This is a genomic window from Paenibacillus phoenicis (assembly GCF_034718895.1).
Lineage (GTDB): Bacteria > Bacillota > Bacilli > Paenibacillales > Paenibacillaceae > Fontibacillus > Fontibacillus phoenicis.
Window position 1 is genome coordinate 4,015,615 of sequence record NZ_JAYERP010000001.1, and the last position, 13,413, is coordinate 4,029,027.

At 43.7% G+C, this 13,413-nt stretch carries 8 protein-coding genes; 5 read left to right on the forward strand and 3 right to left on the reverse strand.

What is annotated here, in order from left to right; translation table 11 throughout:
• Window positions 1-432: 432 nt before the first annotated feature.
• The 4 genes from U9M73_RS19080 to U9M73_RS19095 all read left to right on the forward strand — a co-directional run bounded on the left by U9M73_RS19080 (window position 433) and on the right by U9M73_RS19095 (window position 9,103).
• Window positions 433-1,707, forward strand: a complete 1,275-nt coding sequence (locus U9M73_RS19080; protein ID WP_164744232.1) for a site-specific DNA-methyltransferase — start codon at window positions 433-435, stop codon at window positions 1,705-1,707.
• Entirely contained in the window at window positions 1,708-3,678 is a 1,971-nt protein-coding gene (locus tag U9M73_RS19085; protein WP_323078571.1) for an ATP-binding protein, read from the forward strand.
• A gap of 924 nt (window positions 3,679-4,602) precedes the next feature.
• Window positions 4,603-6,744, forward strand: a complete 2,142-nt coding sequence (locus U9M73_RS19090; RefSeq protein ID WP_323078572.1) for an McrB family protein — start codon at window positions 4,603-4,605, stop codon at window positions 6,742-6,744.
• Window positions 6,716-9,103, forward strand: coding sequence for a DUF2357 domain-containing protein (locus tag U9M73_RS19095; RefSeq protein WP_323078573.1), 2,388 nt, complete (start codon window positions 6,716-6,718; stop codon window positions 9,101-9,103). Before U9M73_RS19090 ends, U9M73_RS19095 begins: the two co-directional genes overlap by 29 nt.
• 92 nt (window positions 9,104-9,195) lie before the next feature.
• On the opposite strand, the gene U9M73_RS19100 is transcribed toward U9M73_RS19095, so the two are convergent.
• Window positions 9,196-9,390: a ribbon-helix-helix protein, CopG family gene (locus tag U9M73_RS19100; RefSeq protein WP_016313935.1), complete on the reverse strand. Its 195-nt coding sequence runs from the start codon at window positions 9,388-9,390 to the stop codon at window positions 9,196-9,198.
• Between the two features lie 229 nt (window positions 9,391-9,619).
• On the opposite strand from U9M73_RS19100, the gene U9M73_RS19105 reads away from it, so the two are divergent.
• Complete coding sequence (locus U9M73_RS19105) at window positions 9,620-10,066, forward strand: hypothetical protein (RefSeq protein WP_323078576.1); 447 nt, start codon at window positions 9,620-9,622, stop codon at window positions 10,064-10,066.
• Window positions 10,067-10,349: 283 nt separating this feature from the next.
• On the opposite strand, the gene U9M73_RS19110 is transcribed toward U9M73_RS19105, so the two are convergent.
• Both U9M73_RS19110 and U9M73_RS19115 read right to left on the reverse strand, forming a co-directional pair.
• Entirely contained in the window at window positions 10,350-11,105 is a 756-nt protein-coding gene (locus U9M73_RS19110) for a CPBP family intramembrane glutamic endopeptidase (protein ID WP_323078577.1), read from the reverse strand.
• Complete coding sequence (locus tag U9M73_RS19115; protein ID WP_323078579.1) at window positions 11,102-13,399, reverse strand: poly(ethylene terephthalate) hydrolase family protein; 2,298 nt, start codon at window positions 13,397-13,399, stop codon at window positions 11,102-11,104. The genes U9M73_RS19110 and U9M73_RS19115 overlap by 4 nt, the downstream gene beginning before the upstream one ends.
• Window positions 13,400-13,413 lie beyond the last annotated feature (14 nt).

Consider the following 13,413-nt stretch of genomic DNA (forward strand, 5'->3'; position numbering starts at 1 on the left):
TAGCCGCCCCTCCTACTCGATCGGTATCCTTGCGGGCTCGAAATGCGATGAAGACTACGAAGAGTCCGAAGAGTCGTAGCATGCACTCAATTCTACCGTAAAGTTGGCAACGTCGAATGAAATCATTAACAATTTGAATTAGGAAATGAAATTTCATTGCAGTACTTGAATAAGTGTGTCTATCAGAACATCAATTCGGATAGTTGAGAGATTTAATTGAAAGATGAACGGCATTAGTTCTCCACTTGTTTGCTATAATCCAGGTGATTATCTAGTACTTAAGACACAAAAATTAGATAATATAGGCAGGAATGGTGTGAAGATATGTAGAATATTAGACTTTAGTGATGGATTGTGTCGCTTCAGTATACGCTATTGTACACTTGGACATAGACTGTATGCTAGGAAGCAAATTTGATAGGGGAAATGACAATGAGTGTAAATACCTTAGTGGATAAACTGAAAAGTTACTCAGATGAATATTGGGATTTTACAGGTTATAGAGATAGAAAGGCCTTAATTAAATATCCCGCAATGATGGTGGCACCAATGCAAGAGCAACTGTTACAAGATATTCTGGAGTTCGATACCAATATCAGAAATATTCTCGATCCTTTCGTCGGATCGGGTACAGTACTAGCTGCGGGAGCGAAGCATAATTTAACTACATATGGAATTGATATTAATCCTTTAGCAATATTAATTACACGAGTAAGACTAGAAGGTATTCCACCAATAAAAATCAGAGAGAGTATTGCTCAATTAAAAAGCCATCTCTCTCTATTTTTAGGGAACATAGAGATGCATTACTTCAATAATATTGACAAATGGTTCAGGAGTGATGTCATCGCTGATTTAAGCACAATAAGAAAAGCTATTGTCCAAGAAAAGGATATCAATATACGAAGGTTTTTTTGGGTTTGTTTTGCAGACACTGTACGAAAATACAGCAATACTCGTTCGACTACCTTTAAACTGCATGTTAAAGAAGAAACTAAGATTAAATCAATGAAAAATGATTGTATAGAGTATTTTGTCAATAAGATATCTACGTTATACAGTGATTACGTAAACGATCAAGAGACTATAATTACTAACCTTTATACAGGCAATGCGACAGACATCTTAAGAAACTTCGAGAGTAATAGTATTGACCTGATTTGTACATCTCCCCCATATGGAGATAATCATACAACTGTAACATACGGACAGTATTCGATTCTACCGCTCTTATGGATTGATGTAAATGACCTGGACTCATTTGATATGTCAATGCTCGATAAGTTCACTGCAATTGATAGAATGAGCCTAGGTGGGCATTACAACTTAAATAATTTTTCTGTTGAAATTGACTTTGAAGACTTGATTTCCAACTTGAGTTTGGAAAAGGCGAAAAAGGTGAAGTTCTTTATTAATGATTATTGTAAGGTATTTGTAGAATTAGCGAGAGTCCTAAAAAAAGATAAGAAACTCGTGTTAACTCTAGGTAATAGACGAGTTGACAATAAGGAATTTCCTTTTGATGTTTTGAATGATAGGCTAGCTGAAAAATATGGATTAGTGGAAGAAGCGGTCTTAACAAGAAATATCCAAGGTAAGAGAATGCCCATTAGAGTATCAAATATTCCCAATCATGGTGCTGTAAAATCAATGAGTAAAGAGTACGTTAAAATATATAGAAAAGTGTTAGAAGGGAGAAGTGAATGAATGAGTGTGGTGAAAGAAACTCTTCAGATTGATGCTTCAGCCATTGCCGACATTTTGGGGACTGTTGGTAGTCCACTAATCGTTGTGTCCGAGCTAATCAAGAATGCTATAGATGCTTCAGCCAATACTATTAGACTTACATATGATAGAGATGCAAGGTCCATTGCTGTTTTCGACGATGGGCATGGATTTACACTTGATGATATCCAGCAACTTTCAAGACCTGGTTTCTCCCGCAAAAAGGTGAATGGCAACTTAACCAATGCTAAAGGTTTATTTTATACTGGGAGCAAAGGCTTAGGATTGTTGTCAGTCTTTTCCCTCTGCGAAAGCATAACTATACAAACCACTAGTGACAATGATGGTGAGTATTTAATTAATTGGTATAAAGATTCAGGAAGTTATTCTTATGAGAAAGTTATTAATGCTGAATTACATAAAGGAACAAGAATTACGCTGAACAATGTTCCTCAACAAGTATTGGCGCTACTTACTTCACAGGCAGAAATAAAAAAGCTGCGCCATATCTCTACTTATTTGTATAAAAACAAAGTAATTGATTTTCCCGAAATAACTCTTGAAATTGATGGTAGTCCTCCCGCTTCATTGCTTTTTACCACTGAGTTTAATGATATGCTATTTGATGTAGTATTTAGTTATGACAAAGAATCGGAGACGTTGAATTTCCAATGTATTTCGAAAGATGGAGATATAAATGATTCTGTAGTCACTATAACTTCCTTTGATACCTTGAGCATAGAATCAATATTGGACAAGTATTATAGTATTATTGAGACAATAAAGACTCGAACGAATGATAATATTAGTTTTAAAGATCTTGAAAATGTTGAAGGAGTACCCTCCTTTGAGGGACGGTTATTGGTATATGAGAAAAAAACTGCAGGTGGTATGCTTAAGGATCATGGTGCTGGGGTAAATATTTATGTTAATGATTTCGCTATGTATAACTACTTGTCGGAGGAACTTGACTGGCTAGGGTTAGCGGATTTCTCACAACGTAAAAAGGTAACGCGGCTTAAGCCTCATAATGTTTTTGGATTTGTAAATTTGCCATATTTTGATGAATCGAAAGAACAGCTAAAAATATCTAATGAAAGAGCAGATTTTATTCAAGATACAGTATTTGTAAAGTTGATGTATTTGATTAAAGGTGTAATCATGTTCATGATTTTAAATATTGATGTAGCTAAGAATAACCCCAAATATAAGAGACGGGCCTCTTCATCAACAACATCTAATTCTAGTAGTGATAGTAATTCAGGTGCGAATAACCAGTTGGGGACGAACGTTGAGGTAAATAACGGTGAGGACAGAAACTCAGAGAGTCATTTGCAACTTGAGGAACCTGACGAAAACAATAACTCTAAAGAAGGTAAACAATCAAACAAAGAGTTTGACGATAGCGCTAATAAAGATGACACACATGAAAACACTAGTAATAAAGATGTAGAGGACGATCAAGAAGATAGCTATGAACCTGAAACTGTTTTTAAACCTCAGCATAAGAAACGTAACAATCTGACTTTTACTTCTTCAGAAGGTCAATTGTTTGATTCATTGAAAAATACTGATGATTTGGGCAATAAAATATATCAAACTGTATGTGAACTAAGTAAGCTTAACGTTTTATTCTATCCCTATGCGACGGTTTGCTTGTATCGGACATTATTAGAGTCTGCAACTCAGTACGCTTCAAAAAAACTTGGATTACAGTACCAGGAAACAGCCCTTCCATCTTCAATCACCAATGTGTTGAACAAGTGGGGGGCCACACCAAATACTTCAAAGGAATTTAAATCTAACGTTGGTCTTTGGAGAGATCTTATTAATAAGAGGAGTCTATTAGACAAATTAAATTTATACATTCATAATGTTACTCCAGTAGATGTTGATTTAATTTTGGACACATGGAAGTCAATGAAGGGCTATATTCGTGAATGCATTAAGTAGCATCCGAAATTTGTATGCTTTTAGTTTCATATTTCTAAACTTCTTAAAGAATAACAACAATACAGCGGGAGATTTACCGGATTGAGGAGTTCTTGTAATTGGAGAACCTTAGTTCTGCGATCTAATTGTCTAAACTTCCTCTATGTAGATAAGAAAAGTGCTTCAATCAAGTAAACATGCAGCAAACTTGTTTTTTGGGAGGCTTCACTAATGGCCTCTTATCCTTTTTTTTGAAACGAATAATCGTTTGAAAAAATTCAGGCCGAATTTGTGGGTAGTGTATTAAGAGAATTTTCAGCAACTGAAAAATCTATCTATGACTATAAGTTACAAGAATTCTTAACATTTATCTTCTTATATTAGACAATACGAGAAGGTACAAGTAACACAAAATAAAAGGAAATCACGAATAGAATTACCGCATATCGTTTTACTTTGTCTACAAGAAAACCGAGCCGTTAATTGGCTCTAGCCAGGAATAGATGCTCAAGAAAATCTATGAATTATTAACCTTACGCCACTAACGGTCCTACTGTGTAATATTGATGGATCTCGTCTGCAATTAGAGATAAGTGATAATCGTATAGTGAAAGAATATGTAAATATCACCGTTATCGTCCCGTAAGTTGTAATTGACGTAATAAGGTGATTATTGCTAGTTGGAAATTAAGTTAGAAGGAGAGCTCTATAGCCTTATCTTTGTCTAAGAGGCTAGCGATGGATTTGCATAAATTCACTATTTCATGTAACTGATAATCAGGCTGACACAGAAAAAACGTTTCCTTCTAAGAGATTGTCCTTTAGTAGTCTGAGTACTACTTTTGACAATCTCATTTTATAAATTCTTACAACTTAGGATATAGTATTGAAATAACATTAAGTTGAAAATTATAGTAACACTAACCATCAGAAACGAGGGTCAACATGCTCACTCAAGTTAGAAGCTGGACACATGATGATGCAGTTCCCAATCTCATCGGTAGAAAAAAAGTGGACTGGTCTATTTTTGAATATGGGTCGACGATACCAAATGAGTTTGTGAAATTCTTCAATGAAGCCAACGGTGGAGAATCGGTTGAAGTCGGCAAAGGAAAACAGCTCATCCTTATTTATAATGGACTCAATTATCAGGCCTCTTTAAGAAATGTTGATCAAGTAAGTGCAGGAAGAGCTACTTTTCAAATACGTTACCACTCTCCCGAGATTAAAGAGCTTATGAAATCTGTTTTCAAAACTTCCTATGACTATATCCTATCGCAAAAACCTCAGGATCATGGTAGCAAAAAGCAAGTACTAGTTCCAGAAGAATTAGCGGAATACATCGAGTTTTACTCCACAGGTGAACCATTCAAGTATGAGATGAAACTGATCCCCTCCACGAGCCCCAAATCCCCTAACATTTGGTGGGTCAATCAAGGTTCAACTCTTAATGCAGAAAGGGAAGAAGGGATACTGTGGGCACCTTTGTCTGGCAAAGGAGGCCGCTCGCAATATCATTGGGATACGATGGATGAAGTGCGAAAAGGGGATATCATCTTACATTACGCGAATGGATCATTGCGCTTTGTAAGTAAGGCGATTGAAGACCCTGTACATGCTCCAAAGCCATCCTCAATGGCAGGATCAAATTGGGAGGAGGAAGGGAGACTTATTCGGGTGGAGTATTTCTCACTTGAGCCGAATATTCCATTGAATAATTTTTCTCAAGAAATACTGAAGTTGAATATTAATCAGGGACCAATCCATTCAGGTGGTGGGGTAAAGCAAGGTTATCTATTCCGGTTCACTATCCCGGGGTTGAAAGTCATCCAGGATCAATCACCTCAAGTAAAATGGCCAGATTTTACGTTTATAAAGGAAGATTACAATATGGATGAGGTAGTAAAAAGTCCAGCTCTCATTGAGGATAGAGATGTAGTGGAAGTTCTAAGAAAGATCAAAGCGTATATTAGCCAGAAGGGTTTTAGTTACCCGATGCACCTCATCGAGAACTTCTACCTCTCCCTCAAAACCAAACCTTTCGTCATCCTTGCAGGCGTATCGGGAACCGGGAAAACCAAGCTGATTAAGCTCTTTGCGGAGGCGTTGGGAGCGACTTCGGAGAATGGACAGTTTACGCTAATTCCGGTCCGGCCGGATTGGAGTGATCCGTCGGATTTGATTGGCTACAGTGACTTGTCCGGCAAGTTTCGTCCAGGGCGTGTTACTGAGGTGTTGTTAGAGGCCTCCCGTAACCCGAGCAAACCTTATTTCATCTGCCTGGATGAGATGAACTTAGCTCGAGTAGAGCACTATTTCAGTGATATGCTCAGCATTTTGGAGACTCAGGAATGGCGCGACGGACGTATTGCTACCGCTCCAATCATTCACAGCAGCTCGTTCGTGCAGGATGAGGATCAAGAAGTGTATGGCAATCTGTCGATTCCGGAGAATGTGTACTTGATCGGAACGGTCAATATGGACGAGACGACGCATCCTTTCAGTAAAAAGGTGCTCGACCGGGCAAATACCATCGAGTTTAATGATATCTTTTTAGATCAGTTTCCTGACGAGGAGTTAGGGGCGGGGCCACGTCCAGAGGCAACACCTAATCGGTTCCTAAGAAGTGATTATCTGCAGCTAGTAGATGCCTATAATGCGGATTCCAAAGATCTGATTAGTAGTACGACCGAAAAGCTAATGAAGATCAACAGCATTTTGGAGGAGATCCATGCGCATGTTGGTTTTCGCATTCGGGATGCGGTGTGCTTCTATATGCTCTATAATCAACGGTTTGGATTGCTGGCCGAGGATGAGGCGTTTGATCACCAGTTGCTCCAGAAAATACTTCCTCGCATTCAAGGCAGCAGCGCTTCGATCCGGAGAGTTCTTCTGAACTTGATGCGGGAGTGTGTGGATTCTTCTTTTACCGTCAATGAGTATTTGGAGGACACGACCTCATTGTTCGAGGGCGATAAGCTCAAACCCCTACTCGATCGGGCCAAGTATCTGCGTAGTGCAAGGAAAATCGCTTCGATGTTACGGAGGCTAGAAGAAGATGGATTCACCTCTTACTGGTTATCGTAATGCGCCAATAGAGTTACTACGCATAGAGACGAATCTGTTTGATTTGTATATCAAAGGGAAGCCATTTCATCCGACCGTCGAAACGATGCAGCTTCATCGGCAAGAAGGGGATGTGTGGGTGGATGCCCATTTCCAAATCGATGTCCCATCTCCGAAAGTGGAGATGACTTCGATTGAGGTCTTTTCTCATCAGACGATGGATCTTCAGACTTGGAATCCGGGCGATCCGGCAGAGCCTCTGTTTTTTGAAACACAACCTTATGAATTCGTGGTGGAGAAGAAGCAGGAGGATCTACCAATCGTATTTTTCCATGAAAATCTTCACTTACGTCAAGCTGTGAAACCAATAGGGAGTCGTGGCCGGATCTTGTCCGGGGTACTTAACTTTCAAAATGAGGTTGGCCTGTCGGAGTTGGAGCTTCGCTTGCATGGCGAAGTGATCTTTAAGCTGCAGCTTGAAGTGTTTCCGTCCAAAATGGACTACAAACGCGATTACGAAGTGATTTTGCGAGAGGTGAATGAGCAGATTTATAATCTGTCTTTTGACTTTCTGCGTAAGACGTTTCATCTTACCGGGTTAAGGGAGACACGACATCAGAGTGTGACGGAGTTTTTTACGATATTACAGCAGGTTTTTGGGCAGTTGACCCAAGGTGTCGACCGCATCAAAAACGCTCCCCACTACAAAATGCGCCGTGAACCTCATCTTGTGGAAGCATCGAAGGCGAAGCGGGTAGGGAAGGAGAATATCGCTTTTTTGCGCAAACGGCCAGAGCTGTGTGTTCCTGGGCAGGAGCTACCTACGCATGTGCTTGAGACCCGGCGGTATAGGGACTTCGATACGGCAGAAAATCGATTCATCCGCTGGGCGTTACTGCGCATCACTTCGAAATTGAAAGAGCTACGGTCCCACGCAGCAAGGAGAGAAAACACGGACCCTGTATTGCTGAAGAAAACCGACGTGATGAGTTCGCAGTTACAGCGGCTGTTGAGGCAGGATTTTTTGCAAGTCGGGGATATGAAGCAGGTTTCGCTATCCCTGGTCCTACAGATGGCTCCGGGGTATCGGGAGGTCTATCGGATTTATCTCTTGCTGATGAAGGGGCTTTCGATCCAAGGCGATCTATTCCGGTTGTCGATGAAGGACCTGGCGCAATTGTACGAGTACTGGTGTTTCCTGAAAATCCATGATTTGATGCGGCGAAAATATGAGCTGGTAAGCCAGGATCTGATTAAGGTGAACCGGAGCGGTCTATTTGTGACGTTGAACCAGGGACGGAAGGCGAAGATGGTGTATCGGAATCCGCGAAATGGAGAGGTGTTTACCCTCTACTATAATTCTCTGCCACCGGGAGACAGCCACACTACGTTGGCACAGAAACCGGATAATGTGCTGACATTAAAAAAGAATGACGCGGCGATTGAGTATAAGTATATTTTTGATGCCAAATATCGCTTGAATTCAGCCTATGAGGGGACGCCTTACTGGAAGAAGTACAAGCAGCCAGGTCCTGAAGAGGAAGACATCAACATAATGCACCGCTATCGGGATGCGATTGTGTACCAGGATCAACGGAACGGTGATTACGAGCGGAGTATGTTTGGAGCGTATGTGCTTTTTCCGTATCCGGATGAGGTGAAGTTTAAGGAGCATCCTTTTTACAAAAGCATTCAGCTCGTCAACATCGGGGCGATCCCGTTTCTGCCGAACACAACCGGTCTGATGGAACAACTGCTGGATGAGATCATTCAAGACAGCCCGGAGAAAGCCTATGAACGTTCCACTCGCCCCAGCGGGACGAAGGAATATTACTACAATAAGTTTGCGGGCAAAAATGTCCTGGTGGGTTCTCTCAGGGAGCCTTCCCAGCTGGAAATGGCGCTGAAGCTCCGTTTTTACCATATGCCGTTGAAAAATATCGTCGACCACAAGCTGCTGACTCAAATCGAATACATCGCGATGTGCCAATCTCGCAAGAAGTTCCAAGGTCCCGGGAATACGGGGATTCATTGGTTTGGTCGCGTTCTGGATTGGAAGGTGGTCCGGAGACGGGAAATTACGGAACGGCCGGCTCGGCCCGGGACGGAAGAGGAGCTGTATGTTAAGTTTACGATCGAACGGTGGGAGCGGCGGGACAAGCCCATTGCGCTAGGTGGACAAGGGATATATACCTGCCTGTACACAAGCAAGTACATGTTTGATCGAGCCAGTGAAATTGCGGAATTGAAGCTGGAGAATGAGGAAGACCTACGGAAATGGCGTGAAGCACGTCGACTTGGCAAGGTGAAAGTGCAACTGGATCACACCGATGTGGATTTAGCAGAGAAAGTGGTGGGGATTCGGATTGAGGAATCCTAGGAGCACTTCTGAAAAAAGTTAGTTTGATGCAATGAAACCCGCTCAACGAGCGGGTTTTTGCTTTCAAGGTTATATGATTGAATTTACATGAATTAATCGTTTGTAGAATCGATAAACTTTACATTCTTAAGGGCATATTCCAATGCCATGTTAATGATTTCGTTCCGAGAACGATTGCTCTTTCGGGCAAGTTCATCTAATTGTTCTTGAAGGATTTTTTCAATGCGAATGGACATCGTTACAGTCTTGTCTTCCCTTGGAGTTATGATGAACTCATCATTGCTCACACGAATCACCTCACATATCAGTATAGATAGAAAGTGAGGGATTATAACATAACACAAAAAGTGTTAATTTATGAATACAAATTGCAATGTAATAACATTACATATATAATTACAAATATAATGAACTGACTGAAAATGTGAAAAAGACTACCTTGTTGCACTCATACTCTATAGAAGCACACGGTTTTTTTGATCCCGGGGCGGTATATCATGTAGGAGGGCATCATTTATGGAAATTATATTAGAATCAATTCCAGGTGGAGCCTTATTCTTTGATGAATACATAAACGATTGGTTTAAAGTGAAATTTTATCTGGAAGACCAAAAAATCGTTAGTCCCATTTATGCTTATGGTCCAAATTCAGAAGGTAAGGAATTCAAAACTGAACTATATTTCAGCAGTTTGCTACCCTATGTAGATGATGTTAGGATTAAAAGAATTCTATTAGAGAATTTGATATCGGATGCAAGATTCGAATTGAATTTCTATGAACAGGAACTAAACACAGCTACTCCCGAAGAACTCGCGAAAATATGGGAACCACGCGATAAGAGTAAATGGTGGACATTGTTATATCTAACAAAAAGGGAAGTTCTACATTACAGTAAGTACGATGCACAAAGAAAACTTCATAAGTACGAGAAAATGCTAAATGAATTGTCAAATGACTTTTAGTTTTTACGCGTATTGAATGGTTCCTTGGTACTTTTTAACACATCATAAAACCCATTGACATATAGGACAGGGGGACGACTCCCCTCGCCTCCACCATGTAAATCCACTACCGCATAAGTTGGAGGATTTTTCTATTTCCGACGGCGGCAAATGGCCGATTTGCCCTGTATGTCTACAATCCCCTCGAACCTCCTTAGGCGAACGCACATATATGCATTACGGATTGAGCATGATTTAAAAAATCAAATCCACAACCTTAAGCGGTTGTGGATTTTCATTATACTCAGTTCATGACATTGAACAATATAGGAAGCAAGACCAATTGATTGATGACATGCGTGGCGATATGTCCGAGCATGGCGTAGGCTAATCCGTGTTTCCAATATAAATAGCCAAATCCGATGCCCGGCAAGAAGTTAAGCAATAACGTCCGGATTACGGTAACGGTGCTTAACCCCAACATTTGTGCAGTCGCAGGAAGATGCCCTGCGGCAAAGATCAATGCGGCCATGACCATCCCCGCGATATAAATGCCATTGCGATCTGTAGTTTTCGTAAGCTTGCTGGCCAGCCATATGATGATCGACATGAGTCCGAATCTGAGCAGAAGCTCCTCAATGATTCCCCCGTACAATACGCTTCCCAGAAAATAAAGCCAGGAAAATTCAAATCTCTCCGCCAGTCCCAAACTTTCGGCAAAAACCAGCTTTTCTGCAATGGCAATAAAACTGGCTGACAATAGTCCGATGCTCACCGCTGCAACAATGCTTTTCCTGCTCCAAACAAACGGTTTGTTCAAATGTACTTTTGGAGAAGCCCATACTCCTGCGATTGTAGCAAGACTCGCCAACGCTGCAGTTTGAAGCATAGCGATCAGGATAATCACTTGCTTCGACCCGAGCTGAGCCGCTACTTGACTTTCCAGTTCAGGCGTTAAGGTCATCGCTTGCTGCGCTCCTAACAAAGCGCCTGAGATCAAGCCTAGCACCATAACGGCCATCACTTTTTTCGCAGATACCATCTTCTTTATCTTGGTCATCGCTCGTTTTCCTTCCCAATTGTGGATTTCACTGCATCGCTGATGGCAGCATCGTCACGAAGGCCGACATCGCGCAAGTAGATCGAGCCGTTGGCGGATTGATCAAACACGAAACGGATTCGGCTGATCCGCTCCGGCTGGAACGACGGATTGACGTGGCGAAAGTCGGATAGCCGGAAAGCGAAGTTTTGAAAGACCGGCTCCTTGGTCGGCATCAGCGATGTAAACGGCCATTTTACGATACCGCCTTCGAACATCGGCAGCAGACCGCCCGCTGCACTCAGTGGCATGGAAGCCGTGTTGCCGCTTGTATCCTCGACCTCGATGGTCAGATCAACAAGCTCTTCCTGCGTACCCGACCGATCAGCCATGGAGAAGACGAGGGTGCCATTCGGCGGGACGGCAAGCCCGGTGTCGGGCAGGACGATCGTATAGGAAGGGATCCCGTCGACCTTGCCGCGGTCCCAACCGAGGCGAACGGCGCTGAACGGACCGGGGGCGAATTTCATCTCGACCTGTTCTTCTTTCCATTCCGTCAGCCGCTCTCCAATCAGTTGACCGCCGGGCAACGTGGTTGTGGAAAGATCGATATCCTCGTCGAAGGTGCTGATAAGCGTCGTCCGGGCGTCCAAATAATCGTTGATATACATCGTATCCGGCAGCCATTCTCTTGCGTGGCCGAGGTCTTGGAAAATGGCGCGGTATTCGGTCCTCCCGTACAAGGTTGCATCGAGGAAGGACGAGATAAGCACCTTCGCCGCTTGCAGCTGCTCCTCCTGCGGGATCAGCTGGGCCCGGTTATACAGCAGGTTGCCGAGTCCCGGTGCATCGCTTCGCCCCCACACCGTATTGAATTGCCCGTGATTGGCCCCGTAGATATAGACCGACGCTTTGAAATTATCACTGCCAGGTGTGAAGCCGACCCGGTTATACTGGCTTGCTCCGGCGAAGGAACTGACGTCCATGTCGTGGGCGCCTTGAAGGGCGAGGTAGTTCAGATCGATCAGCTCTGTCGGCCGGCTTGCCGGCTCGTACTGGCCGTCTGTACCTGCCAGCGAGATGACGGAACGGATGCCAAAGCCGTAATTGAACTTGATGTTGCCGTCCTCCGGCGGTGACTGCAACTGGTTGTACGCGGCCGCCACCGTTACCGCCTCGCCGCCGCGGGAATGGCCGATCAGCGCGATCCGGTGCATATCCACTTTCCCATAGAACGGGTTGCCCACCGTGCCGTTCCATTTCTTCCATACGCTCAAGTGCTCCAGCATGAGCCAGCCGCGTGCCGGGTTTTCCTTCTCCAGCACGTTCAACATGAACAGGTCGTCGAAGGGCGAGGTGTTGAGAAAATTTTCATCGATCGACACGACGATATAGCCGCGGCTCGCCAGCAGTTCCCCCAAATAGGCATAGCCCGGGTCTGAATAATCGGTGGCGAGATGGTTGCCGTGCACGATCATCACGAGTGGAAATGGCCCTTCTCCATCAGGATACCAGACCAGCCCGTTTAACGGTATCGCTTCCGGTCCAAAACCAAATGTCTTTGTACGGAGGGAGGACCAGTTCGCCACAAAGGCCGAGCCGTCCACCGGCTCCGTGATCAGCGAATCTTCTGCGTTAAAAACCTTTCGGTAGCCGTTTGCGCTGCCGTAGGTTAGTTTTTTGATCGGATACGTCCCCGGCTCCGCAGGATTCGCTAATGTTCCCGGGTAATGCTCTGGTGCTTTCATGACCGACAGCCGGTAAGGCTTCGCCAGTTCCGCGCGCCCGCCATCCACCAGCCAAGCTCCCGTGCAGAGGGTAAACACAACGGTCACTGCCGTCGCAATTCCGGCTATCACCTTCGTGCGTGTTTTTGCTTCGCGATATGAACCCCGGATCCAGCGGGATATTATCGCTCCCGATAAGGAACAGCCGGCCAGCACGGACAAGGTGACGATAAACATGACCGTCATCGGACCAATAAAGCTGATGAACAGCAGGATGAAGGAGGCAAGCGCCAGACCTATGTACCGCGAAGGCATACGTTTGGCAAGATGCAGCACTCCAGCAATAACCATGGCGATTAAAGCAATGGCAAGCAGGAACACTCCGGTCCCGGTCACATAATCCCACAGCCCCCGCGACCCGATCAGATGATAGCTTTGGATGAGAAAAATGACGCCAGCTATGCCAAAGAGCGCGATCGATGCTCCTTTCCAGCCCGGAGTCAGCGGGGGTTGACGCTTGATCCCCCCGACAATCCGTTCCCGCCACGTTCGGATCGAACCCCTTCTGGACAACTCTGTTTCTGCCATATCATGACCTCTTT